Source organism: Xenorhabdus innexi, assembly GCF_002632485.1.
Classification (GTDB): domain Bacteria; phylum Pseudomonadota; class Gammaproteobacteria; order Enterobacterales; family Enterobacteriaceae; genus Xenorhabdus; species Xenorhabdus innexi.
In genome coordinates, this window is record NZ_NIBU01000039.1 from 12805 (window position 1) to 34946 (window position 22142).

General features: G+C 43.6%; 42 protein-coding genes and 3 pseudogenes. 25 read left to right on the plus strand and 20 right to left on the minus strand.

Annotation, left to right across the window (positions count from 1 at the left end; translation table 11 throughout):
* Nucleotide 1 precedes the first annotated feature (1 nt).
* The 3 genes and pseudogenes from Xinn_RS14050 to Xinn_RS22760 all read right to left on the minus strand — a co-directional run.
* A complete protein-coding gene (locus Xinn_RS14050; RefSeq protein ID WP_086954081.1) occupies nt 2-463 on the minus strand; it encodes a phage terminase small subunit P27 family in 462 nt (153 codons plus the stop codon).
* A 264-nt stretch (nt 464-727) separates the two neighbouring features.
* Nucleotides 728-1078 (minus strand): HNH endonuclease, encoded by a 351-nt coding sequence (locus Xinn_RS14055; protein WP_086954082.1) that lies wholly within the window; start codon nt 1076-1078, stop codon nt 728-730.
* 347 nt (nt 1079-1425) lie between these two features.
* A pseudogene (locus Xinn_RS22760) lies at nt 1426-1806 on the minus strand (phage antirepressor N-terminal domain-containing protein); the annotation flags it as partial.
* Between the two features lie 342 nt (nt 1807-2148).
* Here Xinn_RS22760 and Xinn_RS14065 point away from each other — a divergent pair.
* On the plus strand, nt 2149-3051 hold the full coding sequence (locus Xinn_RS14065) for a C2H2-type zinc finger protein (RefSeq protein WP_169923585.1): 903 nt from the start codon (nt 2149-2151) through the stop codon (nt 3049-3051).
* A gap of 61 nt (nt 3052-3112) precedes the next feature.
* Here Xinn_RS14065 and Xinn_RS14070 read toward each other — a convergent pair whose 3' ends face one another.
* The 4 genes from Xinn_RS14070 to Xinn_RS14085 are packed head-to-tail and all read right to left on the minus strand — an operon-like array spanning nt 3113 to nt 4519.
* Nucleotides 3113-3337, minus strand: coding sequence for a Lar family restriction alleviation protein (locus tag Xinn_RS14070; RefSeq protein WP_169923586.1), 225 nt, complete (start codon nt 3335-3337; stop codon nt 3113-3115).
* A gap of 5 nt (nt 3338-3342) precedes the next feature.
* The gene (locus tag Xinn_RS14075) at nt 3343-3795 is read right to left on the minus strand and encodes a lysis protein (RefSeq protein WP_086954086.1); all 453 of its coding nucleotides are present in this window, start codon (nt 3793-3795) and stop codon (nt 3343-3345) included.
* Nucleotides 3792-4193: a structural protein gene (locus Xinn_RS14080; protein WP_086954087.1), complete on the minus strand. Its 402-nt coding sequence runs from the start codon at nt 4191-4193 to the stop codon at nt 3792-3794. The genes Xinn_RS14075 and Xinn_RS14080 overlap by 4 nt, the downstream gene beginning before the upstream one ends.
* Nucleotides 4190-4519, minus strand: coding sequence for a phage holin, lambda family (locus Xinn_RS14085; protein WP_086956489.1), 330 nt, complete (start codon nt 4517-4519; stop codon nt 4190-4192). The genes Xinn_RS14080 and Xinn_RS14085 overlap by 4 nt, the downstream gene beginning before the upstream one ends.
* 173 nt (nt 4520-4692) lie before the next feature.
* Here Xinn_RS14085 and Xinn_RS14090 point away from each other — a divergent pair, with 173 nt between their 5' ends.
* The gene (locus tag Xinn_RS14090; protein WP_086954088.1) at nt 4693-4929 is read left to right on the plus strand and encodes a hypothetical protein; all 237 of its coding nucleotides are present in this window, start codon (nt 4693-4695) and stop codon (nt 4927-4929) included.
* Nucleotides 4930-5118: 189 nt separating this feature from the next.
* On the opposite strand, the gene Xinn_RS22055 is transcribed toward Xinn_RS14090, so the two are convergent.
* The 11 genes from Xinn_RS22055 to Xinn_RS14135 all read right to left on the minus strand — a co-directional run bounded on the left by Xinn_RS22055 (nt 5119) and on the right by Xinn_RS14135 (nt 11198).
* Nucleotides 5119-5259, minus strand: coding sequence for a hypothetical protein (locus tag Xinn_RS22055; protein WP_211286015.1), 141 nt, complete (start codon nt 5257-5259; stop codon nt 5119-5121).
* A gap of 17 nt (nt 5260-5276) precedes the next feature.
* Complete coding sequence (locus Xinn_RS14095; RefSeq protein WP_086954089.1) at nt 5277-5468, minus strand: Rrf2 family transcriptional regulator; 192 nt, start codon at nt 5466-5468, stop codon at nt 5277-5279.
* A gap of 246 nt (nt 5469-5714) precedes the next feature.
* Nucleotides 5715-5930 (minus strand): hypothetical protein, encoded by a 216-nt coding sequence (locus Xinn_RS14100; protein ID WP_086954090.1) that lies wholly within the window; start codon nt 5928-5930, stop codon nt 5715-5717.
* A gap of 74 nt (nt 5931-6004) precedes the next feature.
* Nucleotides 6005-6235, minus strand: coding sequence for a hypothetical protein (locus tag Xinn_RS14105; RefSeq protein WP_086954091.1), 231 nt, complete (start codon nt 6233-6235; stop codon nt 6005-6007).
* 632 nt (nt 6236-6867) lie between these two features.
* The gene (locus Xinn_RS14110; RefSeq protein ID WP_086954092.1) at nt 6868-7266 is read right to left on the minus strand and encodes an antiterminator Q family protein; all 399 of its coding nucleotides are present in this window, start codon (nt 7264-7266) and stop codon (nt 6868-6870) included.
* Nucleotides 7266-8246 carry a DUF7146 domain-containing protein gene (locus Xinn_RS14115; RefSeq protein WP_086954093.1) on the minus strand — a complete coding sequence of 327 codons (981 nt, stop codon included), beginning with the start codon at nt 8244-8246 and terminating at the stop codon, nt 7266-7268. Before Xinn_RS14115 ends, Xinn_RS14110 begins: the two co-directional genes overlap by 1 nt.
* Nucleotides 8243-9841, minus strand: coding sequence for a DEAD/DEAH box helicase (locus tag Xinn_RS14120; protein ID WP_086954094.1), 1599 nt, complete (start codon nt 9839-9841; stop codon nt 8243-8245). Before Xinn_RS14120 ends, Xinn_RS14115 begins: the two co-directional genes overlap by 4 nt.
* Nucleotides 9835-10002, minus strand: a complete 168-nt coding sequence (locus tag Xinn_RS22060; protein WP_169923588.1) for a hypothetical protein — start codon at nt 10000-10002, stop codon at nt 9835-9837. Before Xinn_RS22060 ends, Xinn_RS14120 begins: the two co-directional genes overlap by 7 nt.
* A 72-nt stretch (nt 10003-10074) precedes the next feature.
* Complete coding sequence (locus Xinn_RS14125; RefSeq protein WP_086954095.1) at nt 10075-10449, minus strand: hypothetical protein; 375 nt, start codon at nt 10447-10449, stop codon at nt 10075-10077.
* 235 nt (nt 10450-10684) lie between these two features.
* Entirely contained in the window at nt 10685-10945 is a 261-nt protein-coding gene (locus Xinn_RS14130) for a hypothetical protein (protein ID WP_086956490.1), read from the minus strand.
* Nucleotides 10946-10961: 16 nt separating this feature from the next.
* On the minus strand, nt 10962-11198 hold the full coding sequence (locus tag Xinn_RS14135; protein WP_086954096.1) for a transcriptional regulator: 237 nt from the start codon (nt 11196-11198) through the stop codon (nt 10962-10964).
* A gap of 116 nt (nt 11199-11314) precedes the next feature.
* Between Xinn_RS14135 and Xinn_RS14140 the strand changes: the two genes are divergently transcribed.
* The 22 genes and pseudogenes from Xinn_RS14140 to Xinn_RS14255 all read left to right on the plus strand — a co-directional run bounded on the left by Xinn_RS14140 (nt 11315) and on the right by Xinn_RS14255 (nt 21098).
* Nucleotides 11315-12058, plus strand: a complete 744-nt coding sequence (locus Xinn_RS14140) for a LexA family transcriptional regulator (RefSeq protein ID WP_086954097.1) — start codon at nt 11315-11317, stop codon at nt 12056-12058.
* Between the two features lie 258 nt (nt 12059-12316).
* The gene (locus Xinn_RS14145) at nt 12317-12514 is read left to right on the plus strand and encodes a hypothetical protein (protein ID WP_086954098.1); all 198 of its coding nucleotides are present in this window, start codon (nt 12317-12319) and stop codon (nt 12512-12514) included.
* 56 nt (nt 12515-12570) lie between these two features.
* Complete coding sequence (locus Xinn_RS14150; protein ID WP_086954099.1) at nt 12571-12774, plus strand: hypothetical protein; 204 nt, start codon at nt 12571-12573, stop codon at nt 12772-12774.
* A gap of 66 nt (nt 12775-12840) precedes the next feature.
* Entirely contained in the window at nt 12841-13020 is a 180-nt protein-coding gene (csrA, locus tag Xinn_RS14155) for a carbon storage regulator CsrA (protein ID WP_086954100.1), read from the plus strand.
* A 1-nt stretch (nt 13021) separates the two neighbouring features.
* Entirely contained in the window at nt 13022-13228 is a 207-nt protein-coding gene (locus tag Xinn_RS14160; RefSeq protein ID WP_086954101.1) for a hypothetical protein, read from the plus strand.
* Between the two features lie 22 nt (nt 13229-13250).
* Entirely contained in the window at nt 13251-13616 is a 366-nt protein-coding gene (locus tag Xinn_RS14165) for a hypothetical protein (RefSeq protein ID WP_086954102.1), read from the plus strand.
* Nucleotides 13613-14017, plus strand: coding sequence for a hypothetical protein (locus Xinn_RS14170; RefSeq protein ID WP_086954103.1), 405 nt, complete (start codon nt 13613-13615; stop codon nt 14015-14017). The genes Xinn_RS14165 and Xinn_RS14170 overlap by 4 nt, the downstream gene beginning before the upstream one ends.
* A 77-nt stretch (nt 14018-14094) precedes the next feature.
* The gene (locus Xinn_RS14175; RefSeq protein WP_086954104.1) at nt 14095-14388 is read left to right on the plus strand and encodes a hypothetical protein; all 294 of its coding nucleotides are present in this window, start codon (nt 14095-14097) and stop codon (nt 14386-14388) included.
* Nucleotides 14389-14426: 38 nt separating this feature from the next.
* Complete coding sequence (locus Xinn_RS14180) at nt 14427-14708, plus strand: ANR family transcriptional regulator (protein WP_086954105.1); 282 nt, start codon at nt 14427-14429, stop codon at nt 14706-14708.
* A complete protein-coding gene (locus tag Xinn_RS14185; protein WP_244590209.1) occupies nt 14692-14883 on the plus strand; it encodes a PerC family transcriptional regulator in 192 nt (63 codons plus the stop codon). Before Xinn_RS14180 ends, Xinn_RS14185 begins: the two co-directional genes overlap by 17 nt.
* Nucleotides 14883-15101 (plus strand): hypothetical protein, encoded by a 219-nt coding sequence (locus Xinn_RS14190; protein WP_086954107.1) that lies wholly within the window; start codon nt 14883-14885, stop codon nt 15099-15101. The genes Xinn_RS14185 and Xinn_RS14190 overlap by 1 nt, the downstream gene beginning before the upstream one ends.
* A complete protein-coding gene (locus Xinn_RS14195; RefSeq protein ID WP_086954108.1) occupies nt 15101-15973 on the plus strand; it encodes an ORF6N domain-containing protein in 873 nt (290 codons plus the stop codon). The genes Xinn_RS14190 and Xinn_RS14195 overlap by 1 nt, the downstream gene beginning before the upstream one ends.
* On the plus strand, nt 15970-16572 hold the full coding sequence (locus Xinn_RS14200) for a beta clamp domain-containing protein (protein ID WP_086954109.1): 603 nt from the start codon (nt 15970-15972) through the stop codon (nt 16570-16572). Before Xinn_RS14195 ends, Xinn_RS14200 begins: the two co-directional genes overlap by 4 nt.
* Nucleotides 16569-16793, plus strand: coding sequence for a hypothetical protein (locus Xinn_RS14205; RefSeq protein WP_086954110.1), 225 nt, complete (start codon nt 16569-16571; stop codon nt 16791-16793). The genes Xinn_RS14200 and Xinn_RS14205 overlap by 4 nt, the downstream gene beginning before the upstream one ends.
* Before the next feature lie 210 nt (nt 16794-17003).
* On the plus strand, nt 17004-17561 hold the full coding sequence (locus Xinn_RS14215) for a KilA-N domain-containing protein (protein WP_086954112.1): 558 nt from the start codon (nt 17004-17006) through the stop codon (nt 17559-17561).
* Nucleotides 17558-17839, plus strand: a complete 282-nt coding sequence (locus tag Xinn_RS14220; RefSeq protein WP_086954113.1) for a hypothetical protein — start codon at nt 17558-17560, stop codon at nt 17837-17839. Before Xinn_RS14215 ends, Xinn_RS14220 begins: the two co-directional genes overlap by 4 nt.
* A complete protein-coding gene (locus Xinn_RS14225) occupies nt 17836-18216 on the plus strand; it encodes a hypothetical protein (protein ID WP_086954114.1) in 381 nt (126 codons plus the stop codon). Before Xinn_RS14220 ends, Xinn_RS14225 begins: the two co-directional genes overlap by 4 nt.
* Nucleotides 18203-18523: a hypothetical protein gene (locus Xinn_RS14230; RefSeq protein WP_086954115.1), complete on the plus strand. Its 321-nt coding sequence runs from the start codon at nt 18203-18205 to the stop codon at nt 18521-18523. The genes Xinn_RS14225 and Xinn_RS14230 overlap by 14 nt, the downstream gene beginning before the upstream one ends.
* A 2-nt stretch (nt 18524-18525) precedes the next feature.
* A complete protein-coding gene (locus Xinn_RS14235; RefSeq protein WP_086956491.1) occupies nt 18526-18804 on the plus strand; it encodes a pyocin activator PrtN family protein in 279 nt (92 codons plus the stop codon).
* Between the two features lie 595 nt (nt 18805-19399).
* A pseudogene (locus tag Xinn_RS23715) lies at nt 19400-19540 on the plus strand (site-specific integrase); the annotation flags it as partial.
* A 298-nt stretch (nt 19541-19838) separates the two neighbouring features.
* Nucleotides 19839-20225, plus strand: a complete 387-nt coding sequence (locus Xinn_RS14250; RefSeq protein ID WP_086954116.1) for a hypothetical protein — start codon at nt 19839-19841, stop codon at nt 20223-20225.
* Between the two features lie 150 nt (nt 20226-20375).
* A complete protein-coding gene (locus Xinn_RS14255) occupies nt 20376-21098 on the plus strand; it encodes a phage tail protein (protein ID WP_244590210.1) in 723 nt (240 codons plus the stop codon).
* Nucleotides 21099-21175: 77 nt separating this feature from the next.
* Here the strand turns inward: Xinn_RS14255 and Xinn_RS14260 are convergent, their stop codons facing one another.
* Nucleotides 21176-21307, minus strand: a complete 132-nt coding sequence (locus Xinn_RS14260; RefSeq protein ID WP_244590211.1) for a helix-turn-helix domain-containing protein — start codon at nt 21305-21307, stop codon at nt 21176-21178.
* A 39-nt stretch (nt 21308-21346) separates the two neighbouring features.
* Here Xinn_RS14260 and ssb point away from each other — a divergent pair.
* Nucleotides 21347-21754 (plus strand): annotated as a pseudogene (gene ssb, locus Xinn_RS14265) (single-stranded DNA-binding protein); the annotation flags it as partial.
* 72 nt (nt 21755-21826) lie between these two features.
* Here the strand turns inward: ssb and Xinn_RS23465 are convergent.
* Nucleotides 21827-22142 (minus strand): transposase (locus tag Xinn_RS23465; protein ID WP_211285986.1); only part of this gene is annotated, 316 nt, incomplete at its 5' end.

Below are 22142 nucleotides of genomic sequence, written 5' to 3' on the forward strand. Positions count from 1 at the left end.
CTTAATCTCTCCGTTGCAGCAGTTCGGCCAGTGGGTCGTCTTTGTCTTCCCCGACCATATTCACTTTCGCGCGGCTGGACGGCGACATGCCGAATGCACTCAGCATGGCGTGGATGCGTTTCCATGCATCGGCTTTCATGCCCGCCGCCGGGTGCGCTTTGATGAGTCCCTGCTCGGTGCGGTAGGTGTAGCCCTCTTCATTCAGGGTGTCGCAGTGGGTACGGTATTCCACATACGCTTCAATCAGCAATTCCAGTGCCTTGGCATCCAGCTGCGTCAGGATACCGACGTTATCCAGTTCCCCGGCGATCCGTTCATGCCAGTAGCGCCCCATCTTGCCGAAATGCTTGGGCACATTGGGCACCCCTTTTTCCGGCTTCGGTTCCTTGTCGTTTATCGGACGTTTTGACGGGTTCCCCCTGACCAAACGCAGGTGGGTCGGGGTTGGCGGTCGTCCTGCCATGTGATTTCTCCCATAAAATAGCCTTGTTGGGGCACCCCAAAAAAAGGTTTACATTTCGCGGCGATATGAACAGAGGCAAGGCGGCGGTCCCCAAGGCGCGAGAGGGGTAGCGATTTACCCCGCCCCCACCCCTGAGCATCCTTGTCAGCCGTGATGGTTTCAGTTGAAAATAAAATCATTCGCATCAGGTAGTCGCGTGATAGTCACAGTAGGTTCATTCGCTCATCATCCTTATCGGCCTGCCGCTGTGTATGCATCACGCCCTTACCGTAATCGCTCCGTGGCTGTCTTCTTCTGATGACAAGGCCAGCACAGCAACATCAGATTCGATAGGGCATCCGTCCCGCCGTGGGCTTTCGGTTTAATGTGGTCTACGGTTGTCCCTGTGACGGCTCTGCCTGTCCGTAAGCATTGCTGACACAGATGCTTATCCCGTTGCTTGATGGTAGCCCTGAGTTTGTCCCACTTGCTGCCATAGCCGCGGGTATGTCGGCTCTGACCCTGCTGATGGTGCTGCCAGCCCGTGTGCAGGTGGTCAGGACAGTAGCCGCTGCGATCCGTTGTGGTCTTAGGGCAGCCTTGTTTGCGGCAGGCTCTCGGTATGCGAGGTGGCATGTTCTGGCCTCCCTATAATAAAAAACCACCCGTGTTAAGGGATGGCATTTAGCATATTCAACTGTTCTGTTTGATATAACCCCGTCATTTTTTAGCCGGGACAATATAAAGCTCTGTCTAAGTTAACCGTTACCGCCTTAAGTGTTAGAGCGAGTGAGTCTTCCTATTCCTGTTTGAACCAGAACATAATCGAATTGCAGTAGATGTCTGCTTTCCCAATCTCGAATCTTATTCTGAATAACAGGGATTGCTTTTTTCCTGTCATTCATATCTCTGGAACCTTGACTTGCTAATGCAAAAGTCTCTGCATCATATTTAGCAATTTCATGTGCTTCTATCTCAGCCCCTGAGAGGTTTAATCTCTTACGAGAGGCATAACCCTTGGTCCAATAGTCATGCAGGGCAATAAAACATTCTTCCTGATACTGAGTGAGTTTATTGCGAATGCTTGCTTTAACTTTCGCGGGGTTAATACTGAACAGCCAGCCATTAAGTTTTTTCAGCGGAATACATAAATGCTCACGAGTTTTGCCATCAGGAGCAACCGTAGAGATATGTCTACAGTTGAATTTCTCTTTTTGTGAATTGAGTTTTTTCTGTTGCCCGGTCCAATCCAGACCGATGTTTTTAACCACTGATCTCATTGCAACATATTCAATATTTTCTTCTTTTATTGTGGTGATAGTGTCACCTTTAAAGTTAATTTCAGCAGTTAATGAGTTACTCATAGGGTACTTTCCTTATAGAAAATCGAACCTGCTCACCAGAAAAGCCGCCCGTAGAAGTACCCATTAACGGATTTTCTCAGGTTCGACTTTCTGTAAGGTTCTACGTTTTTTTTATTTATGTGCGCGGTGAGGGCGCAGTGAAATGCAGATACAAAAAAGCCACCACGGATGTGATGGCAGGGGTTATTGCTTTAACCACTCAAGGGAATGGGTAAAGGAATATTGGCTTTAGTTTCAGCTAGTTAATGATGGTTAAGAATTATTCGTTTGTTTTGAGGTCTTATTGGAGTATATTTTGCTAAAAATATGTTCTGTTATTATTACAAACATAGAGGAAATATTATGCCTATATGCAGATATTGCCGGAATGAGATTAATAATCAGGCTGATTTTGCTACCCATGAACAAGCGCATATGCAGGGAAAAAGACCTTATGTCTGCCACATTTGTAATAGATGGTGCCTACAGAAAAACCATTTAGCCCAGCATATGCGAATTCATACGAACGAAAAACCCTTTGTATGTAGTGATTGTGGTAAAAAGTTTATTCAGAGTGGCAATTTAAACAGACATCAGAAAACCCATGCAGAAGTAAAGTCTCTTTTTAAGTGCCACATCTGCTCTAAGAAATATACTCGGCAAGGAAGATTAAAGGAGCATATACAAAATAATCATTTCGATTCAATGACAAATAGAACCTTACAAAGCACTTATCCACCGCAATCTGATCAAGATAATGATTTGAGTGAATACTTTTTCCTAGGTGTTCCTCCTTCTCCACCGCCAACACAAAGGAGCTCAACACCTCAAGCATCAGCGTCAGGTTGGAATGATCCCTTAATTGCAAACCTTATTACTCGCAGACCACCACCGCACTTAAATCAACCCTCATCTTCCGTTCAAAGAGGTTCGCCGACTCAAGCTGTTGGTTCAGTGAGACCAGTTATTAGGCAACCCCTACATCGTTATAACCCTATTGACGATGATGCCCCATCCCCTAGCATGGATAATAACGCAACTTTTGCTCGTATACGCCAACGCAGACAAGAACGAGGCAGGGCACAAGGAGCTCCCCCTCTGACACAATCAGGAATACCTACAACATCACACCAATCTGGTGTTAGCGGCTCAGTAGGACAATCACTTCCCCAGCTCAGTGCTGATGATATTGATCAGGTATTACCTCCAACAACTTCAGCACCAACCACATTTCCATCTCTCAATGCATGGTTTAGTAAAAAATAAATGGAGGTGTTCAATTAACACTCACCTACATCACGCCCTAACACACTCCCACACCCCAGAATCATTTGCTCTGGGGTTGAGTATTTTCCACTCTCTGGTTCCAAACCTTGATCGCTTCCGTATAAGCTTCTCCGACATCATCAAACCAACATGCATGAGAACCCGAAGCATCACAGTTATAGCAATTAACCCACGCTTCGTAATCTTTATCAGCAAAATCATAATGGTGTTCAGTTCCCACGTTATCACTTCCACAAAACGGGCACGGCTTGAGTTCATTTGCCATTATTATCATCCTCTACACTCAGTCTTCACATAACCCTGCAAATACTTCAATTTTGCCCGGTCGTTGATGATGCCTTCTCGGATATCGAGAACAGTTGATCCAGTTTCTCCAGGGAGTTCGACGGTGGTTGCATCGCCCACGCTGCCGGAGGAAGGGGTTTCACGCACAGGACAGGTGGCTTGGATGCGCAGCTTACGACGACCAGCGGCAACATCAGCCCGAAGAGTGTCAATTTCAGTCTTGGCATGGGCGAGTTCCTGTGTGTTAATGTTGTCGAGTTCGGCAAGGTGTTGGATGCGTTCTTGCTGATTGGTGATGAGGTCGGCTTGTTTTGATAATTGACTGGTCAGTGACTGATTTTCATTTCGCAATTCAATATTGTCGTCAATCAGGTAATTACAGATAAAACCTATCAACGCAATCCCAATGAGCGAGTAAATCTGCACTTTCCAACTCATAGTATCTCAAACGCTTTTTCAAACGTTGCCTCAGAATAAGGTTGTTTGCCGTTCTCGTGTCGGATAATGGATTTCGCCAGCAAAATCAGTGTGGGCTTGTTGACGTCAATCTTATCGAACGGGTCAACATTGAGTGCCTTGGCAACCCCGTTAATGTAAGCCGTGGTGTTATTTTCTATTGATGGCGCCCAGCGGTTGATCATCTTGGATACACTGTTATGCCCGCCCTTGTGGTAATTACACAGCAATTTCATCAGTGCCCGAATACCATATTCAGGTGATTCAAAGCGACAGAACCGCTTTTCAATGTTCGGGTCATGAGGCAGCAAGCCTTGCCACTTATTTGTTGGTTGATAATCAATGTTGCCGGGATTGTTATTGCGTATGCCTCTGGTCATCTGTGCACCCCAAACTTGTTTTTGAAGAAAGCGAAGACCGCATCGACAATCGAACCAATCTTCTTCGTGCCTAAAAAGCCAATCAGTACCCCGAAGAACTGGGCAAGGCTAATCGGTAACTGGGCATACTCCAGTGCGTTAATAATCCCCACACTGATAGCCGCACAAATAAAGGCTTCCACTAAAGAGGCTTTCCAGCCTGAACCATCCCTTTTCTCACGGGCAAAGGCTGTCGATGCAGCCAGAAACATACCGCCGAGAAAGGGCGCATTGATAATTAACCAGTTCCAGACCTGCGCCCAGAACGCTGTATCTTTTTCAGTCATGCGCATATTTCCACCCCATCAGAACAATGGGCGTCCGTGGGGTGAGCCTATGTCCGCCCCTGTGAGTAGGTTAAAAGTAATAAACTAATAGTTAAGGTAGATTGTTAGATCAGCCAAATATTAACCAACCCAAAGAGGTCTGGCTGATTACCTCTGTAAAAGGAAATTAAGAAATGCAATACGAATTTGAAAAAATCAAAGTTAATGGGGTTAACCCAGAAGACATGGCCTATGCAGTTCCAGTTCTGTTTTCACTTCTAGCTAAAATGATTACAGAAGACGATCCTGAAAAATTAGTTCGCCTCTATGGATTATTAGACAAGGCCATAGAATTTAATGAAAATGCATCATGCCGAGACCAAATAGCTCTTGTCGGTCAGATAACTAAATTTTCCCTAAGCGAAAAATAATCTCTCCATTATGTTTACGTAGAGTAGGTATACCATCCTCAATTGCATAGCTCGCAGATTTATCTTTTTCTGCGAGTTGTTTCTCCAGTTCTTCAATACGCTTTTCCATCATTCACCTCATGTGAGTTAATAAGAAACATGACAATCAACCAAATAGCTGACTTAGCTTATGCAGAATACAAAAAGAAATCATCTTGCTAAAATGAGTCTAATTTCATCAATAGCGATCTGATGTAGATTTTGATAATGAGTCACAGCTTGCGTAGTTTCTGCAAGCTGTTTTTCCAGTTCGACAACCTTTCTTTCCAGTTCTTCAATACGTTTTTCCATCATTCACCTCATGTGAGTTAAGAAGCTATTAGGCATGATCCGCTCCAGCATGAAGCCTCAGCTTTAGCCTGAGATAAAGCAGATTCAAGGGCGGTAATGATTTTTTGCTGTGTGCCGTCCTTTATGTATCTAACCGAAGCCATGCCTTCGCCTTTCTTTTCATCGCGAGACCAGATTACTTCGTCATTAAGCTCTATTGATACTTTCATTTTCGTGCCTCAGATTTGATATACAATTGTGAACTCAGGTTAATTTTAAATGGATTGATAATCCTGCTTTTACTATTGCTGATTGTAGAGCCTAACTCACAAATTAGGATGCCAGCCGCAATGCGTGGATACGGATGTGATTAAAGTGATTGCGGTGGCAAATATGGAATACCCTATGTTGAATAAAGGGTAATAAAAAGGTTGCCTGAGCAACCTTAAATTAATTCATTGAGATATTATCAGTAGTTAAGAACCACCATGCCATACGAAATCATCACTGCCTACTCTGTGTGAACCATAGTGCACTTCATATTCTGAGCCTAAATTGGCAGCCTCTACTTCAGCCGTTTCTTTAGCCGTATACATGCCTGCCAAATGCCAAGGTGAATAGCGAAGCACTCCCCACCCAAGCACATAACCCGCGTTCTCAGGATCTGGCTTTAACCCTTTATCTATAAACACATCTCTCTCCTTTGTTTGGGTACCCGGAGAATAGATTATTAATTGATTAATTAAAGTTCAATAAGCACCGTTGATTATGCGATGCTGGCAGTGATTTTAAGTGATGGGAGATCATCACGGTTATGCTCAACTATTACAGGCTCATGAGTACATTCAGTATCATAAACCTTCTTGTATCCCTCTGAGACCTTTCCGTTCAATGTATCTTTAATCAACAATCTATCACCCTGCCATGCCTTAAAATCAACAGAACTGGCGGTATTATTCTCGTTGAGACCGGAAATAGTGAGGGTTAACTTGCTCATTTGTCGTTTCCTGATTTTAGAAAAAGAAAAAGGCCACGCAATGCGCAGCCTTGAATTGATGCCATACCAGCCATTAGTCAGATAATAACTATGGTCTGAGAATGGGGAGTATGGGCTTTCAACAATACCGTCATCCAGACGGTAGCCTGAGTGGACTCACCTTAAACAGGTCTTAATGCCTCTCGAAGAGGAAATATTGTGCCGATCGGGTGCTGCTCAAATCAACCTGATTCACATCTAATACATTGATTTAACAATCATATAAGATGCTGTCCAACCCCGATGTAACCACTTGAATTTGTTCCGATGTGGGAATTCCGGTGTCGCTATTTGAACTACGAGAAGATTTCTCATAGTTGACTACACCCATTCGAATTCATCTTTCATGAGGGTGATCTCTTTTTCGCTGAAAGTCATAGTAACCAACCATTACACCATTTATTGACCGCTCACACCTATTTCAGTCTCATACACCCCCGTGTTAGCGAGAATTTAACGTTTATGAACGGTCAGCAAATGGCATAGAGATGTTACTTCGATGGAAACAAAAAACCCCGCTTTTGGCGAGGTCTGAAGTTAATAAGCTATGTGACATTGCTATCACTCTTATCACAATATACTCACTTTTGTAATTACGCAACCTTATTCATGATTTCTTTTTGCCCACCTTTATCCAGTTCTAAAACCACATCCGAGACAGCCAGCACCCCTTCAACAAATCCCTCGGCAGCCTGTAACCGTTTTGCTACTTCGTTGTGAGAAATACCTAACTTTGTTCCCATCGCCCTGAGTGGTGAAGACTTGATGTAGTGCAATACTATCAGCTGGTAAGAATACGGGTTGTGCTTTTTCAGACGCAAAATAGCTGCATCAATAGCAAACCCATCATCATCACAACATTGTGCGCGGGTTTTTCGGGTACTGGGTATCAGGTTTTTGAACCCGGCAGCAACCGGTGCCCAATCAACGGCGCTATTCCCCTCACTGGCCCATGCTCCCCACTGGCTGAGTATTATTTGCATGTTACGCATTACGCTGTCTCCCGCTGCTCTTTCATAAATATCCGCTCTCTGGCCTGACTGCCGTGCTGCAATAAATCGTTAAAATCGCCATCGTCAGGCCATCGGACGCTGACCCGCTCAATGTTGTTCTTTGCCACCAGATTCTTACGGGCGCACTCATACGCGGCAGCTTCCCCGGTGGCACTCCAGTCGTTATCTGCAAAGATAATCAGGTGCTTTACGCCCATCGGGGCAATGAATTTCGCCATATGCCCGGCGTTCATGGTTGACCATGTGTTGACCTTGTAGATTTGTTTGCAGGACAGGGCGGTTTCGATACCTTCGGCAATCCCCAGCGTGGAATCCACCGGAAACAAGCGGATCGCCACGGACTGCGTGTGCTCCAAGTAACTGTCTTCCTGCAATGAGTTCATTTTCTTCTGCGGGGTAATGTCGGCTTTCCGATCCCCGTCTAAATACGTCCTGTGCAGGTAACAGAGCTGGCCTTTTGAGTCAGTCGCAAGTGCCCATATTGCCTGTAATTTCCCGTTCCTGACGGGTTGCTCAGGGCAATACCTCACATTGTCAGCGGGCAGCCCATGAATGCCCCGATTGCGTAAATAGGCTTCGCCTTGTGTGCCTTTGAGCTGGGGCAGATGGGCATAACAGGCCGTGACTTTGCTTCTGAAGCTGGAAACAGTGGTTTCTTTTTTCACGACACTGCGCTTGTCAGACTGGATACCCAGAAGCCGATCAATCTCGTCGGCTAACGTCTTGTAATCTTTGTTCTGTGTCAGGAGGAGTAGCTTCCAGCCATTGCCTTTTTCACCACAAGCACAAATAAACGTGCCGCGCCCTTCCTGATCATCAATACGAAATTTGCCCTTCCGCCCGCAGATTGGACACTTGCCTTTAAAGTGTTTTTTGCCTGTCACGGGTGGTAACTTGTAGTAAGCAAAAATTTCAGGCCAGCGTCCGATAACAGCGTCGGCGGTTTTTATTCTGTTCATCGTGTTTCTCCCTGATTAATGCCAAAGCGTTCACGGATATCGCTGAGGCGGCTCTGAATGACTTCCGGTGTAGGTGGCTCTTTGGGGGCTTGTTCTGTCTTCTTACGGGATTTCGCCCACGCTATTTGTTTGTGCTTGATGAAATTATTCACTTCGGGCGTCAGTTCCTGTGGTCGGTCATGCAAGCCGCGAGGCAGATCGCCAAACTTTTCTTTAAAGGTGTACTTAACCCACCAATCGCTGAGAACTTTGCCCTGTGACGCACGCTGGTTCTGGTAATACTTCAGCTGGGAGTAGAAACTTTGCTTTTCCGCCTGTGTATACACGCGCTCTTTCAGGCTTAACTTTTTCAGGCCGCGTGTGGTATCGACGTCAACATCCTCGCCTGTCAATGGTTTGAATCCGCACTTCGGGCAGACATAGACCCCTGCCGGCTTCATGTAGTGACAGGAAGTGCACTCCTTCGGTAGCTTCTCGCGTTTCTCCTGTTCACGGTGACTGGACTGGGTTTTCATGCCATCGTTCTTACTGGGTAGTTCGTCATATTCGATGCTGTCGGGATAGCCGAGGCGGTGAACAGAGCCGGAGTGATCAAAGATAAGGCAGGCTTCTTTGCCCGGTGCTTTCCTCAGGCCTCTGCCAAGACATTGCACCCAGCGAATCTCTGATTTAGTGGGACGAGCGTAAATGATGCAGCGCACATCGCTATCAAAACCAGCGATCAAGGTGCCTACGTTCACAATGATTTTCGTCGCCCCCTGTTCAAAGCGGTGGATAATCACCTGACGTTCATCAGGGGGAGTGTTTGCGGTAATAATGTCGGCATTGATACCGGCGCGATTGAACTCTACCGTGACGAAATTGGCATGACTGACCGTTACACAAAAACAGATAGTCGGCAGGTTATTGCCATTCTCCAGCCAGTTACTGACGATATCGCCCACCAAATCAGAACCACACATGATTTCAGCAATCTCAGCCTCTTTGTAATCACTGCCGTACTCCGCGCTGCTATTGGATTTCACGCGGGTTAAATCCGGTTTAGTTGGTGCATAGAATTCGTATTGACTCAGGTCGCCACGCTGAATCAGCTCTTTCATCGTGGTCGGTTTAATCAGCTTTTCGTAGTAGTGACCGAGGAACGGCGCAAACGGGGTGCCCGATAACCCAACCACCGGAATATCACTATCACGGATAATTTCCAGCATCCGCTTACGGCGTAAGTGGGCCTCGTCGATAATCAGTAAATCGATATTGTCGGGAAATTCACGGCGGATAATCGTATCGGTTGACGCAATCTGAATCAGGCGTACCGGGTCATAGTCTGGATGGTCACGCCAGACGTAGCTGATCTTATCTGCGGGCAGGCCATACTTCACAAATTGCCTGGCAGTCTGTTCGACGAGGATCGTATACGGTACGCAGAACATGACACGCATGTTACGGGTGATATAACCGGCTGTGATGAAAGCCGCCAGTCCTGTTTTGCCTGAACCTGTAGGGCTGTACACCATGAACGTGCGGTGTTGTTTCCAGTTCTGGCGCAATAAATTTAAACCGCGTTCCTGTGCGAAGTTAGGGGTAATAGTCAGCATAATGTGACCCCCGGTTTATTTTTCTGCATTCCCGTGCGATACTTTGACTCAGGTAATCGCTCTCCGGTGATGTCCGTAGCAAGAGGCTGAACAGTTCTGCTCGCCAAAGTTTCGCTGTTCAGTTTCTTGCGTCCTTCCGTATTTTTATTCTTCGTTAACATTGATACCCTCACTTGAATTATTTTCTCTGCCAGAGCACAACCTTGCTTAACTTCTGCAACCCCTCAGCCTTGTCAGCACCTGAACGGCGTTGCCCGGATAACCTCAATACCCTTTAGGCTGTAGCGCAGTGGACGCTTACCGTCTTTCAGCAGCACGAAGCCTGACATGCCTGCGGGGAGTTCACTCAGTTTCAGCAATGAGCGCTTACGGGGTGAGCGGTTATCTGCCTCAATTGCACAGCGTTCACCGGTGCGTGTTGTGACCAGATAGTCAATGCGGCCATTACGCCCATCGCTTAACTCAGTCACCGTGAAGTTCTTTTCCAGAAACCAACCCTGCTCACGGATCTTGGCTTTCAGGACAGTTTCAAATTGCTGCATGTCGGCAGGGGTAGAAAATTGCTCTTCCAACAAGGTGATTAATTTTGCTTTCAGCTCAGTACTCATTTTTGCTCCTGTTGTATTTTGTATCACTTGAGTAGTACGGCGATTTTTCCTATTAAGTGCACTTATCTAACTTGGGTACTCTCTACTGAGATCTATTTAAGTAATGAGTTCTTACTTGGCTGTGCCTTTACCCCACTGAACTATCCAAGCCCCCCTTACCCCCCTGGTTTTCTTCCCTATTGGAGTACTAGTAAACTGATACACTGATAAATCTCCTGATAACGCGTTTTACTGCTTAGTTAATCGCTGAGACGACTTTCGGCTTCTCCGTGTAACCCTGTGCCGCGCGTTCGTACTTGGTGACAAATTCCCTGAGCCGGATATTGGCAGCCCGTCTTGCTGCGTTATCTTTGCGGTATGACACGGGTTCGTTATCCCACTCAGCCTGATACACTTCTGAATACTTGGCGGTTATCTTCGCCCGTGTACTCACCCGCAATCGTCCCAGCATTTCCTGTATCCACACGCCATCGTCAGGGTAGAAATGCGATGGCATATTCACTTGGGTGTAATCAGGAAACATATTGTTTGGATGATGCTGTAAAAATTAAATTTTCCTTTTTAACCGGAGTTAATCGGTTAAATTGTTTGGTTCCTTCCTCTATGCGACTAGCCATATCCGGTGAAGCCCTACGAAACCCGCCAGCAATCAAATTCAAATACCCAACACTCGTACCTACAATTTGAGCAAGGTTTCCCCAATCATCTTTACTGGCTTCTTTCTTCCAGCGATGTAAGTCATTTCTCATTTTTTTATCTCATAAGTTAACCCTAGACCTATAATTTATCTTTTTGATAAAAATTTGCAAGTTTTTTTATCATGGTGCATATTTATCAAATTGCTAATTAATGTGATCATGGTGATATGGAAACTAAAGACATAAGACGCAATAATTTGCGCACCTTGATGACACAACATGTGCGCCAAGGAACATCAAAAGCAGCATTTGCAGAGCTGATAGGGATACCCCCCAGTCAGCTCAGTCAACTAACGAGCGATAATGCAGTCAGAAACGTTGGGGATATTATCGCTAGGCGTATAGAGGAGAATTTAGAGTTACCTATTGGCTGGTTAGATGTCCCTCAGCAACTTATTGATAAGTGTGATAATAATCACAAAGAAAGAAACCAAGAAAACTATCACTTGCAAAACATTTCACATGAAGTTACTGATCTTTCATACAGGATTGAACAGCTCGATGTGGAATTTAGTTGCGGAGGTGGTAGATTGAACAGCGATTATCCCGATATAGTTCGCTCAATTGAGGTTGATCCTGAGTATGCAAAACGGATGTTTGGTAATAGACCATCAACATCATTAAAACTAACGACAGCGCTTGGCGATAGTATGCTGGGGACAATTAACCCCGGCGAGTTAGTTGTCTTGGATGTAACGGTTAACTGCTTTATAAGTGATGGTATTTATGCGTTTACATATGGAAACGGGATGCATATAAAACGGTTACAGCTACTAAAAGATAGGATTGTTGTTATTAGTGATAACCAAATTTATGACCGGTGGGAAATTGATTCGGAGAACGAAGCAAAATTTCACGTGCATGGGTTTGTTGTTGGTAAATGGAAAATGGAGTACGCAAGGTTGGGGTAATTTAGGCAAGAAGTCAGGATAACGAGCCAGCTAAAGAGCTGGCTTTTTTGTATATAAACCCAACTAATGATGAATTTATTTATCATTATATATCAATAATTTATCATTTTAGAGAGGGTATTTGATAAATTATTTATCAAATTGCTATTTACAAAATTTTATCTTTTAGATAAAGTCAAAGCCAATGGAGCGCATAAAGAGATCAAGCGAACTCAGCTCAAAAAAAATCAATAAAATCTAAATTGGTAAGGAATAAAAATGGAAAAAACATCTGACGATAATAGAAACATCAAAGCGCCACTGAACCTAGCCGAGAGATTACAGACTTATTTATTTACTTGGTCAAGTTCAGAAAAAAATCAAGATACAGTGCATTTGATTGAAATGGCCATAGATACAACAAATAAGATTATTGAAAATTTAAATCAATTGACTCAAAGCAACAATGAAAAATAAGCCGAAATAAATAATTACACCTTATGATAATTTAGACTTACTCAAAGGAATAACCAATGCTAGTTCTCCCTGTCGAAGTAAACAATATTAATTTTGAGGGTGCAACAATGGAATTTATCAATGAAGTGCGTGCGTCATTACGCCGCGAACGCCAATCTGCCATTCGTTTTCGTGATGATTATGCCGTCCGTAAAATTTGCGTAAAAATGGCATTATCAAAACGCCGTTGTATTCGTGAACTTATGGCTATCTATGGTTAACTAACTCCAGCTCATTTCCGAGTGGGCTGTGGTGAGTTAATTAAGTTAAACCAAAAGGAATAACCAATGCTAGTTCTCACTCGTCGTGAACAAGAAAAAATAAGAGTTGGTGATGATATCGAAATAATCATATTAGGCATCAACGGTAAGCAAGTTAAAATCGGAATTAAAGCACCTGAAAATACGTCAGTACATCGTGAAGAAATATACCAGCGTATTCAGAACGAGAAAAACAAGGTGGCATAATATGAAAACAGAAATGTTAGTTGGTGATAAAGAAGCTTTAAAAAATGTAATGGAACTTAACGAAGAAATGCAGGCGATATTACTTCCGTTATTAACCGCCGTTGAAAATGAAGCTAATTCTGATACTCACGCAATGTTACGTGCTGTGTATCGTTTATCAATGTCACAATATAAAGATCTGGATACATTAAATAATAACCTAAATTAAAAATAAAATTTCAGGGTGGAATATGTCAAATACATTACAAACAGCCGTTGAAATTGCCGAAGAAATAGAAACACAATTAGTCCCATTAATGTCAGAAATTGAAGATGGTGATTCAGTCGATGCATATTTAATGTGTCGTGGTATTTATCGCCAAATGAAAACACTGGCTGAAAAATTAAGAAACGTCTCAGGGGGGGGTAATAACAATAATTCTCTGTGTAATAAATTGGAAGTTAGCGCCAGTAAAGTAGAAGGATTGAAAACCTATATTACTTTATTACTGGAAAATGAAAGTGATAAACATGACGCTCACCTTCTCAGTATTGCTGTAGATCAGGTATTCGATATTGAAGAAGAAATAGCACAAATAAGAGGAAAAGAATTATGACAACGCGTGCACCAATAGAAGTAGCCACCAACCAAGATATCCAGATTGAACTACGTGAAGTCTATGTCGTTCGCGGTGCTAACAGGGCTTATCTCAGTGAAAGCGGCGCACTGAATAAATTGGCTTACATTCGGGCACAGGAGCAGTTTGATAAAGAAAAAAGGCCAAGCAATTACCCCGCCGAAAAAGTTAAGCAGGAAGACGGAACCACTAAATTACGTAAAGGTGCAATGCGTCCTGACTTCATGAGGCGACAGGAACGAGTTCTGGAAGAACTGAAAGCCGATATTAGGCAGATAAGAGAAATTGCCCGACTTGAAAAGGAATGCAGAACAGCAAGAGATAATCTTTTAACAGTTTTGGATAATTTAGAAAAAGCAAAAAATAAAAATAATAATTAAAAATAAAAATAATAAACCCAATTTAATTACAGTGCCTGCACTGGGGAATCGCTCACGCTGAAAACAGGAAATCAATAATGACACAAACCACTTTGCTTGAAAGAAAGCGAAAGGCTTTTATTCAAATTAAATTAGATGCCTTACAAAAGAAATACGGTTGTCATTCTGAAATAGTCAAGGTGGGTAAAACTAAATACCGACTCGATTTAGACAAAAAGATATTAACCATTGCATTAATTGAGTACTTTGAACGCGGCGTATTGAAATTAAGTAAAAAATCAATAGCAGAGAAATTACTCATAGATTCATATAACAACTTCTATACCAAATTCGGCAACCTCAGCGAAGAAGGTGAAGAGTTTATGAATTAAATATTAATTCTTATTGCAAAGAAAACGGAACCCATAAAATGAAAAATAAAACCTATTTAGAACTGGCTAATACCGCTATCCAAAATGAGAAAGAAGAAAAGTATGACATGGCTGCTGAATATTGGGGGAAAGCGAAAAACTTAGCAACCACTATTAATACTCAACTCTGGGCTGAATATCGTCAAGAGCATAATCAAAAAAGACATTTATTGCATCACAGCCACAGTGCCGCATTAAGAAGTCAGAAAGAAAACCAGAGAACGGCAGCGGCATTAAAAGAGTACATGAATAAACAGGCGGCAAATGATGACAACACGTGAGCAGACAATAAATCAAGCCAGAGAACTTGAAAGCAGAAATCTATTTCGCCGTGCTACTGAGAAATGGGGTGAGGCGCTTTCATTATCTCAGAATAAGAAACAAGAACAGGAATGCACCAAGAATAATTTGCGCTGCATTCGGCAATCAAAAGTGATTATTCGCGAGGGGTGGTAATGGCAAAAAGAAAAAGAAGTAAAACCCAGCAGAGTTTTATGGGGATATCGGTTCCCCAGTTAATTCAGCTAAAAGACGAGTCACCAAATACATATGAAAACGCAAAGAAGTATATAGACCCTTATTCAACCAATGACGGGAACGTATTAATTCCCCTTAATCGCTCGATGCGTCGTTATGCCAAGAAAATGAAAATTGAACTTAAGGAAGCAAAGTAATGAGCAAGAAAAACGAATTAGCACCCATATCCGCCAAAGAATTGCAGGTTGTCGAATATCGCGGTCAGCGTGTTGTGACCACTGAGCAGTTAGCTGCGGGGTATAACACCGACAAAGATAACATCCAAAAAAACTATAAACGCAATGAGTCTCGCTTTCATGAAGGCAAGCATTACTTTCTTTTGGAGGGCGATGAGCTACGAGATTTCAGAACGATCATGAACCAACAGACAATTAGTCCGGTGGTTAATAAACACACAACAAGACTTTATCTATGGACAGAACGCGGTGCAGCAAACCATTCCAAGATGCTGGAAACCGATCAGGCCTGGAACTACTTCGATGACCTGACCGAATTCTATTTTACTCGCCGGGATAACCTCACAACAGAAGCTGAACTATTAAGTAACCCAGCGAAGTTGCGTTCAATGCTGTCTGTGTATGCCGAAAACGTCGAGCGTCTTGAAGGTGAAAACAAAACACTGAATGCCACCGTGGATAGTCTGGAAAAGCACTTTACCAAAGGCCTGACCCTGCCTGCGTTCTGCAAGGGATTGAACGGTGTGAATACCGCCAAAATGATGTGGTGGGCAATGGAAAGGAACTGGCTTTACAACGAGCAGAGAGACCCCGAGAAAAAACCCCGCTGGCGTGTCGCTTCTTACGCCCGTGACCGTTATCTCACCGAAGATGAAAACGAGATAAAGCCACACGGACAAGACCCTTTTATCACCCGTACCGCTGTATTGCTGGAGAAAGGCTGCCACCGCCTGTACGCCCTGTACATGAAAGGCGAACTACCGATGAAGAAATCATGGAACGGCGAATATCACCACGACAAAGCCATTTACACACCGGAGGTGAAGTCATGATCATTGATACCGATTTGTTGCGTGCTGCATTGGTTTGTGTAGCTAAAGAAGAACAGGCGAAAAAACATCCCGGATTAACCGGAGTCCACATCACCCGGCAACATATTGAAGCTACCAACGGGAATGTGGTGGTTCGTATGGAACTTATCGAGGGCAAGGGTGCATTCTTTGATGAGAGTGATGCAACCAACTTCGATCTGGTTATCCGGTTCTGCGGTGATATTCCAAAAGAGGCTTGCTTTACTGAAATTCAATTCGGTGATGAGCCAAGAGCTATTCACCTGGATGATGATAATGCCGCATTTAGCTTCACGCGTCTGGAAATTATCAATGGGCGCTTCCCTGACTTAGATAAGGTCATCCCAACAGAAAAGCAGAGTGTGATGCCGTACTTTCGCCTCGAGTATCTGGCCTATCCCTATTTGATGTTTCGCAAAGGCATTGTTCTTATCGAACCCTCCGGCATGGAAGCACCCTGTCGATTCCGGTTCAGTGCCCTGACTAACGAACTTTACGGCAATCCTATTTTTATTGCTTTACCTGTTTATAAGGATGCTTTTGAGCTTGCCGAACAGCGATTGAGGGAGTTGGATTTATGAAAATAGACTATCAGGACAAAGGCAGTACAGCACAAATCACCATTGCCAGTTTCATCACTGAACGCCGTAAGCACCATCGCTGTGTTGATGCTGCGTTATTAGCCGCACCTGTTCGCGCCTCTTCTGTCGGCTTCCTTTTCAGAAGAACAGTTATCACCGGTAAGTCGAATCACATGATCCGTGCTTACAAAATTATCCGTGAGGAGGCAAACCGTGACTGAGCAGCACCACCAGATAGTGGACATTAACGACGAGCTGGTCAGAACCGTAGTCCACATCGACGACGGCAGGGATTATACGCAACGCATTACTCATCAAATGAGACACCGTTTTTACATTCACGAGGGCATTTGCCCTCCACTGCCACCAGCACCAAAAGTAGCAGTCGTGAAAATAACAGCAGTGAAGAAAAGCAAGCGAGGAAAGAAATAATGGCAAGCAAATTATTACCGGTGGTTGTCGGTGTTGAAATCCCACTCGATGAGTTCGGGCGTTACAACCTGAATGCACTTCATAAGGCGAGTGGTGTAGGTGAAGAGAAGGCGCCAGCTAAATTTTTCCGTAACAAAACAGCTAAAGAGTTGATTTCTGAGCTGGAAAATCAAACTGGACAAATTTGTCTAGTTAGTTCTGAGGGTAAATTCGGTGGTACTTTCGCCCATGAACTTCTCGCAGTTTCATACGCTGGATGGATAAGCCCATCATTCCAGTTGCAAGTGAACCAAGCCTTTATCGATTTCAAATCGGGAAACTCAGGTATTGGAATTAATGCGCTTCCGTCTCTTGATCACATGGTTGGGCGCTTTGATGAGTTACGCCACCAGCTAGCACACGACGAGCAGAAAGAAGCAGAACTGCTTTCTGTGTGCAGCCAAATCATGAACGCCCGCAAAAAGACCAAAGGTAAGCGCCAGAAAATGATTACTGCGCTTAAAGACGCCGGACAGATGGCAATCGATCTCGATAACCCTAACGGAGAAGAACAATGATAAGTATCGATAACGCACAGAATGAAATTGGATTGACTGGACATATTGACGACGGGCGCGAGTGGGCAGATTGGTTATTGAAGAAGGCCAATGAATCAGCACCAATAACAGAATCAAGTGATTACCTGATGGTTCCCAGCAGCGCCGCACTGAGAAAAGAGCTGGAAGAAATTAATCAGCAACGGATTGCTCTCAAGGCGGAATGGCGGAAGAAGTTTGATTTATTGAACCTTGTCTACGAACTGGAATTTTATTTACTCACGGAGAGACAGGCATGAGCAAAATTAAAAACCCCGTTGTTCTGGTTAACATCCATGACAATCATCCAAATAGCCTTACCGTTGCTGTTACCGATGGTTCTAATGATTGGGCTGATATGCGAAAAGCCGTTGTCGCTGATTTAGATGAGCCTCTGGCTGACGAGAGTATGGATAAATTACCACTTCATGTTTTGTTCTATACGGCTGAGGCGTTAAAAAAAGAACAGCATGAAAACCAAGCTCTAAAAGAAGCAATCGCAAATATTCGTGAATATATTGGAACAATTCCATTTCACATTGATGAAAATCATCATGGACAGCATATCAAGCACTTTGTAGAGCAGGTCTTAAGCTGGTGCTCAAAAGCGGAGGCGGTAAGCGATGACAACCATTGATCTACATCTCGCACAGATTATCAAGTCAGCATGGGGCGATCCTTCTGACATCACCGATGCAATATGGAAAGCCGGATACCGTAAGCCAGAACGGGAAGCAGAAGAAATAGCTTGGCTCACTATTCAAATTATGGAAGGGGTGCCCGATGAGGTGCCCTACTCAGCAAGACCAAAAAATTTGGATGACATTCTTGCTGGCGAACTGAACGACTATGTTTTTAGTGCAACATGGGATGACAAGGCGACACCAGCGGGAGTAGCGAGAGTGATTTTGGAGAACGGTTATCAGAAAGGGGAAGAGAAATGAAAATGAATACAACATTTTTATTAATGGCGGAATTTGAAACTTCACAGATCCCATTGTCAGCCATAGCAGAGCGGTATCTCAAGATGACGGCGGGAACGGCAGAGCGCAAAGCGAACGAAGGTAAGCTAAAAATCCCGACCTACAAACTGACTGATAGCCAGAAGTCACCACGTATAGTTCATGTGAATGATCTCGCCAAATACATTGACGAACAGCGGGCGCTTGCGGTAAAAGAAGTGGAAAGAATGCAGGCTAAAAGAAAAGAGAATACAACTCAGTAACCCCACCAGAACCCCTCTGAAACTATTGGGATGCTGCGCTTATTTCAGCACCCCAATAGCACCCCTTAAAAATGTAACTACATGATTTTTATAGATAGCACATCCCATCAAGCATGGGCGCAACGGAGAAGCGCCCACTCCACTGCTTATGCGGAAATCCCTTTGTTTTAACGCTTCCTATGCATTTCTCGGTTTCTTTATTTTCGTGCATTTTTATACATTTCAGGCTATTTTTGATTTCTAGGTACACCATACAGTACACCACTCTCAATGGTGTACTGGCATCTTTGAGGTGAACAATGGCCTATTATAACATAGTGAAGCGTCCTAGAGCTGATGGCGTTATTAGGTATCGCTGCACGGTAGGGATAAAAGAAAGCGGAAAACATCTCCATCGTGAAACAAAAACCTTCGGTAAGATGGCTCAAGCTAAAAGCTGGGGTTCAAAACGCGCAGCAGAACTGGAGGAAAACGGAATTCCATCAAACGATGATGCCACAGATGTAACAGTGAGAGAGCTTATATACAAATATCTCTATGATCCGAACTTGGGTGGTAAAGCAGGTAGAACAAAAGTATATGTGTTAAACATGCTGAAGCTGGGTTCTCAATTGAAGAAGTGGCACAAGTTACCGGGCATCGTTCACTCAATGTATTATGGCAGGTCTACACAGAACTGTACCCGCAATCATTACACGAGAAGTTCAATAAACTCATGCAGCAAAAAGCTGAATGATTTAAGGGGCAGGTAGCTGCCCTTTTACGTACCCTTTGATTTTTTCTTTCTGTCACAGAAGTAGCAATTAATTGGTCAAAAAATAACATTTATTAATTCTGGCGCTCTCTTTGTTAGGCTAAAATACAACCAACCATGAAACTTTGATATATCCACAAAACAAACATCCTTTTATAACACCTATGCCATTTATTGTTATTTAGCAATTAACATATTCCATTACGATCTCTCGAGTATTCATTTTTTAATAGGGTATTTAATAAAACACGTTATTACTTAATGATAAGAGGATAATCTTATGTCTACAGTAGGCTCGGTAAATGGCGTTTATATAAGCGAAGATCTCAATTATACACTTACAGTAACTGATAATAATCCCTCTCCAGGTATCTTCAAGGGTTCTTTTGTCAGTCATAGTACTTTAACAGGAGGGGTTAATTATGACGAAATATTTGGACAATATAGATTCGTTGCTGATGATCAGCAGTGGCCTGCCCAAATAAGCTTTTACTCTATCCTAACAGCTAGCCCAAGAAAACATGTCATAGCGGATTCTTGGAATGGTATTAGAACGGCTGATGGAAATATCATAATGAGTGGAGTAAGAACATACACAACAAAAGAAGGCTTATACGATATATATACTTTTGAAAAGATTATTTTCAAGCTAACTCCAACAACATAATAGCTCACTCAATAACTAACCATTTAATTAGTCAAGCCGTACTCTCCCAAATTGATGAACCCATTTTATTGATGTTCACCGGCGGAGAAGTCTCCCACCGCCTTCATGTTACTTAGCAATATGTATTGTTGATTATATGAGGGAATAACTATGCAAGATAAGAAGCCTGATGCTTCTACTTCAGAAGATAGCAATTTGGTTATTGTTGCAACGCCAGAATATGTCAAAGAAAAAATTGAAGAACATGCCAAAAGTCGTAATCATCCCTATGCAACTCAGGTAGAGCCGGGATTCGTTACTCTGAGTAATGAAACGGATAGTGATAGTGAGTTAACCGTTGCAACCTCTAAGGCTGTTAAAAAAGCATCTGATCTAGCCAATGCTGCGAATCAAAATGCTAATAATGCAAATGAGAATGCTAATTTAGCCTTACCTGTTGGTGTTCCCGTTCCTTGGCCAACAGAATTTGCACCAGAAGGCTGGCTGATATGTAACGGTGATTCATTTGATAAAACAAGATATCCTAAACTGGCCCTTGCTTATCCCGAAGGGGTATTACCTGATTTGAGAGGGGAATTTATTCGTGGTTGGGATAGTGGGCGAGGAGTTGATCAGGATCGTCACCTGATGTCATCACAGAAGAGTGCTAATAAATCGCATAGTCATGAAGACCTTGGCGCATATGGAGGAGGCCCCGGAGGAAATCCCGGAACTTCAAGCATATTTGCCAAAGCATATACCGCAAGCAACTATGAGAATAGGCCAGCCGGTGGATGGACAGGACCTGCATATGGATTAACATCTGCACCAGATGGTGAAACAGAATCACGACCACGTAATATTGCATTTAACTACATAGTCAGAGCTGCTTAATTCTAACTAACTCGACTCTCATACCAACTATATTATCAGGGGCAATCCGCCCCTGTTTTGGGTTGCCTGAATTGATTTTAATCCAGTGTTAATTGTGTCGGCCTACGCCCATAAAGTGCAGCCAATTTTTCCAGTGTGGCCTGACGAAGACGTTCGGCTTTTTCAAACTGGGACACCGCCGCTTGCTTGACGCCCAATTTCTCAGCCACCTCATATTTGATGTGGTTCAATGATTTTGGTCACTTCAGGCAACGTCTGAAGCATGGAAAGACAAGCAATCAGGTGAGCTGAGGTAAAAAACAGAATGGCACCGTGAGGTTCTGTTCGGAAAACTGGCAGAAGTTGCCGGTGAATATCTGAAGAAAGGCAGCCAGATTTATATTGAAGGCCAATTGCAAACACGGAAGTGGCAAGACCAACAGGGACAAGATCGCTATACAACGGAGATTGTGGTTAACCCCATCGGCGGGACAATGCAGATGCTGGGCAATAGACAGGGAGGTCAACAAGGCCAGCAGTCACATTCAGGGCAAGCATGGAAATCGCCACAGCAACCACAACAACCACAGCAAGAACCACCGATGGATTTTGACGATGATCTACCGTTCGCCCCAGTCGGAAAACAGTATCCTAAGCACGCTATCTACTCAATTTAACCCCTGATAGAAGCCTCTAAGTATGTCCACCAACTTGAATAACTCTAGTGGTGTATTCTGCAATTAATGACATCACTTTGTATTCCCACGGTAAAGCCACTTAAAAGGTTTAGCTAATACCCGGTTGTAATATTCGATATATTTTAAAATGCATGTCCGTAATATCGCTTTGCTGCTGACGGAAAGCCGCCTGAGCAAATGTCGGGAGACCAGACTGAACCAACATTCAATTTGATTTAACCAGGAAGCGTGTTTGGGGGTATAAACGAATCGGATCCGATGTGTCGGGTCTGATAGAAACTGCATGCGTGTCTCCATGGATTGAAGCGTTCCCCACTGGCCTTTCACTCCCAGTCCCTCATTAAGACCACAGGCTTCGGCAATGAAT

Coding starts and splice junctions, on each gene's coding strand:
- Xinn_RS14050 (WP_086954081.1), bottom strand. CDS start 463: ATGGCAGGACGACCGCCAACCCCGACCCACCTGCGTTTGGTCAGGGGG.
- Xinn_RS14055 (WP_086954082.1), bottom strand. CDS start 1,078: ATGCCACCTCGCATACCGAGAGCCTGCCGCAAACAAGGCTGCCCTAAG.
- Xinn_RS14065 (WP_169923585.1), top strand. CDS start 2,149: ATGCCTATATGCAGATATTGCCGGAATGAGATTAATAATCAGGCTGAT.
- Xinn_RS14070 (WP_169923586.1), bottom strand. CDS start 3,337: ATGGCAAATGAACTCAAGCCGTGCCCGTTTTGTGGAAGTGATAACGTG.
- Xinn_RS14075 (WP_086954086.1), bottom strand. CDS start 3,795: ATGAGTTGGAAAGTGCAGATTTACTCGCTCATTGGGATTGCGTTGATA.
- Xinn_RS14080 (WP_086954087.1), bottom strand. CDS start 4,193: ATGACCAGAGGCATACGCAATAACAATCCCGGCAACATTGATTATCAA.
- Xinn_RS14085 (WP_086956489.1), bottom strand. CDS start 4,519: ATGACTGAAAAAGATACAGCGTTCTGGGCGCAGGTCTGGAACTGGTTA.
- Xinn_RS14090 (WP_086954088.1), top strand. CDS start 4,693: ATGCAATACGAATTTGAAAAAATCAAAGTTAATGGGGTTAACCCAGAA.
- Xinn_RS22055 (WP_211286015.1), bottom strand. CDS start 5,259: ATGGAAAAACGTATTGAAGAACTGGAAAGAAAGGTTGTCGAACTGGAA.
- Xinn_RS14095 (WP_086954089.1), bottom strand. CDS start 5,468: ATGAAAGTATCAATAGAGCTTAATGACGAAGTAATCTGGTCTCGCGAT.
- Xinn_RS14105 (WP_086954091.1), bottom strand. CDS start 6,235: ATGAGCAAGTTAACCCTCACTATTTCCGGTCTCAACGAGAATAATACC.
- Xinn_RS14110 (WP_086954092.1), bottom strand. CDS start 7,266: ATGCGTAACATGCAAATAATACTCAGCCAGTGGGGAGCATGGGCCAGT.
- Xinn_RS14115 (WP_086954093.1), bottom strand. CDS start 8,246: ATGAACAGAATAAAAACCGCCGACGCTGTTATCGGACGCTGGCCTGAA.
- Xinn_RS14120 (WP_086954094.1), bottom strand. CDS start 9,841: ATGCTGACTATTACCCCTAACTTCGCACAGGAACGCGGTTTAAATTTA.
- Xinn_RS22060 (WP_169923588.1), bottom strand. CDS start 10,002: ATGTTAACGAAGAATAAAAATACGGAAGGACGCAAGAAACTGAACAGC.
- Xinn_RS14125 (WP_086954095.1), bottom strand. CDS start 10,449: ATGAGTACTGAGCTGAAAGCAAAATTAATCACCTTGTTGGAAGAGCAA.
- Xinn_RS14130 (WP_086956490.1), bottom strand. CDS start 10,945: ATGCCATCGCATTTCTACCCTGACGATGGCGTGTGGATACAGGAAATG.
- Xinn_RS14135 (WP_086954096.1), bottom strand. CDS start 11,198: ATGAGAAATGACTTACATCGCTGGAAGAAAGAAGCCAGTAAAGATGAT.
- Xinn_RS14140 (WP_086954097.1), top strand. CDS start 11,315: ATGGAAACTAAAGACATAAGACGCAATAATTTGCGCACCTTGATGACA.
- Xinn_RS14145 (WP_086954098.1), top strand. CDS start 12,317: ATGGAAAAAACATCTGACGATAATAGAAACATCAAAGCGCCACTGAAC.
- Xinn_RS14150 (WP_086954099.1), top strand. CDS start 12,571: ATGCTAGTTCTCCCTGTCGAAGTAAACAATATTAATTTTGAGGGTGCA.
- csrA (WP_086954100.1), top strand. CDS start 12,841: ATGCTAGTTCTCACTCGTCGTGAACAAGAAAAAATAAGAGTTGGTGAT.
- Xinn_RS14160 (WP_086954101.1), top strand. CDS start 13,022: ATGAAAACAGAAATGTTAGTTGGTGATAAAGAAGCTTTAAAAAATGTA.
- Xinn_RS14165 (WP_086954102.1), top strand. CDS start 13,251: ATGTCAAATACATTACAAACAGCCGTTGAAATTGCCGAAGAAATAGAA.
- Xinn_RS14170 (WP_086954103.1), top strand. CDS start 13,613: ATGACAACGCGTGCACCAATAGAAGTAGCCACCAACCAAGATATCCAG.
- Xinn_RS14175 (WP_086954104.1), top strand. CDS start 14,095: ATGACACAAACCACTTTGCTTGAAAGAAAGCGAAAGGCTTTTATTCAA.
- Xinn_RS14180 (WP_086954105.1), top strand. CDS start 14,427: ATGAAAAATAAAACCTATTTAGAACTGGCTAATACCGCTATCCAAAAT.
- Xinn_RS14185 (WP_244590209.1), top strand. CDS start 14,692: ATGATGACAACACGTGAGCAGACAATAAATCAAGCCAGAGAACTTGAA.
- Xinn_RS14190 (WP_086954107.1), top strand. CDS start 14,883: ATGGCAAAAAGAAAAAGAAGTAAAACCCAGCAGAGTTTTATGGGGATA.
- Xinn_RS14195 (WP_086954108.1), top strand. CDS start 15,101: ATGAGCAAGAAAAACGAATTAGCACCCATATCCGCCAAAGAATTGCAG.
- Xinn_RS14200 (WP_086954109.1), top strand. CDS start 15,970: ATGATCATTGATACCGATTTGTTGCGTGCTGCATTGGTTTGTGTAGCT.
- Xinn_RS14205 (WP_086954110.1), top strand. CDS start 16,569: ATGAAAATAGACTATCAGGACAAAGGCAGTACAGCACAAATCACCATT.
- Xinn_RS14215 (WP_086954112.1), top strand. CDS start 17,004: ATGGCAAGCAAATTATTACCGGTGGTTGTCGGTGTTGAAATCCCACTC.
- Xinn_RS14220 (WP_086954113.1), top strand. CDS start 17,558: ATGATAAGTATCGATAACGCACAGAATGAAATTGGATTGACTGGACAT.
- Xinn_RS14225 (WP_086954114.1), top strand. CDS start 17,836: ATGAGCAAAATTAAAAACCCCGTTGTTCTGGTTAACATCCATGACAAT.
- Xinn_RS14230 (WP_086954115.1), top strand. CDS start 18,203: ATGACAACCATTGATCTACATCTCGCACAGATTATCAAGTCAGCATGG.
- Xinn_RS14235 (WP_086956491.1), top strand. CDS start 18,526: ATGAATACAACATTTTTATTAATGGCGGAATTTGAAACTTCACAGATC.
- Xinn_RS14250 (WP_086954116.1), top strand. CDS start 19,839: ATGTCTACAGTAGGCTCGGTAAATGGCGTTTATATAAGCGAAGATCTC.
- Xinn_RS14255 (WP_244590210.1), top strand. CDS start 20,376: ATGCAAGATAAGAAGCCTGATGCTTCTACTTCAGAAGATAGCAATTTG.